This window comes from Arthrobacter sp. Y3221157 (assembly GCF_059089865.1).
The window spans coordinates 1-209 of sequence record NZ_JBNHFD010000268.1 but is presented as its reverse complement, the minus strand read 5'-3'; the positions used below and the strand labels follow the sequence as shown (position 1 = coordinate 209).

General features: G+C 62.7%; 1 pseudogene. It reads left to right on the top strand.

From position 1 onward, the window contains the following. Window positions 1-196: pseudogene (locus AC5RTT_RS20955) on the top strand (hypothetical protein); the annotation flags it as partial. Window positions 197-209 lie beyond the last annotated feature (13 nt).

Genomic DNA, 209 nt, shown 5'->3' with positions numbered 1-209 from the left:
AACCCACAACTTCGGCGTGGTGGCCGACCTCGCCGACCGGGTATCCGTAATGCGCTCCGGATCCATCGTCGAAACCGGTCCCGTCGAAGCACTGTTCGCCAACCCCGAACATGACTACACCAAAAAACTATTCGCCGCCCTGCTGGACGATGCACCCGCACGCCCCGCCTGGGCACACCCCGAGGTGAGGGCATGACTTCCCTGAATGC